We start from the raw sequence: 1,159 nt of genomic DNA, 5'->3' as shown, positions 1-1,159 counted from the left end.
CTTAGCAGTATTGGCATAAAGCCATAGCTTTTGGGTGAAGTCAAATCAAATTTTCAATTTTTTTTTGTTTATTTTTTTTATAAAAAGGTAGAAGATATTAATTAGCTGCTAATTTTCTTTAAACGATGTTGTCGTAGATTCGTATTTTTATACACCAAAAAGGGTATCTTTGATGTCTCCTACAGCTCCAAAACTCATAGCATCCATTTGCCGGCCTTTTAAAAGCGCTTTATAGAAGGGTTGTAAAAGATGTACAAAAGACGTCTAAGGTGCGTAGTAGCATTCTAAAGCCATCTATGGGAGACATTTTTTCATTAACGCATTCAAAACTTAAAAAATAAAAACTTGAACATTTCTTCAGAATTATGTATAATCGTCAATGCTTTTTAAGGTTCTTTCTTATGACTTTTTCTAAGTTTCTTGATCCCAAAAATGATGTATCGTTTAAGCGTATCTTCGGTACTGAAAAAAATAGAGATATCCTTATTCGCTTCCTCAATGATATTCTTGGCTTTACTGGTAAAAATGAAATAAAGGATATGGAGTTTTTAAGTACTATTCAAGACCCCGATATCGCCGCTAAAAAGCAAAGTATTGTTGATGTTCTCTGTAGAGATTCTACAGGTGCTCAATACATTTGCGAGATGCAGGTCGCTAGAACTAAAGGCTTTGAAAAACGTGCCCAATACTATGCTGCTAAAGCTTACTCAAGGCAAGCTGATAAAGGTGACCAGTATCATAGCCTTAAGGAAATTATCTTCATTGCTATAGCAGATTGTGTACTGTTTCCTAATAAATCTGAGTACAAATCAAAGCATACTATTCGAGATGAAGACACTAATGAGCATGATCTAAAAGATTTCTATTTTATATCTATTGAGTTGCCAAAAATTCCAAAGAATAAGGAAGATCAGTTGGAAAATATAGTTGAGAAATGGGTTTATTTTTTCGTATATGCAGATGAGACTAGTGAAGAAGAGCTGGAAAAAATAATAGGTAGTGATGTAATAATTAAAAAGGCCTATGAAGAGCTAAATAGATTCAACTGGTCAGAAAAAGAATTTATTGCCTATGAACAGGAAATAAAACGTATTCTTGATGAACAGGCTGTCCTCGCTCAAAAACTTGATGATGCTACTGCAAAAGGTAGAGAAGAAGG

General features: G+C 33.4%; 1 protein-coding gene. It reads left to right on the top strand.

Annotation, left to right across the window (positions count from 1 at the left end; translation table 11 throughout):
* Positions 1–401 precede the first annotated feature (401 nt).
* Positions 402–1,159: Rpn family recombination-promoting nuclease/putative transposase (locus tag WGMM_RS00140; RefSeq protein ID WP_038248130.1), on the top strand; the 758-nt coding region annotated here is incomplete at its 3' end.

This window comes from Wolbachia endosymbiont of Glossina morsitans morsitans (assembly GCF_000689175.1).
GTDB lineage: Bacteria > Pseudomonadota > Alphaproteobacteria > Rickettsiales > Anaplasmataceae > Wolbachia > Wolbachia pipientis.
Note: the sequence above shows the minus strand (reverse complement) of the source record. Positions and strands in the feature narration are given on the sequence as shown.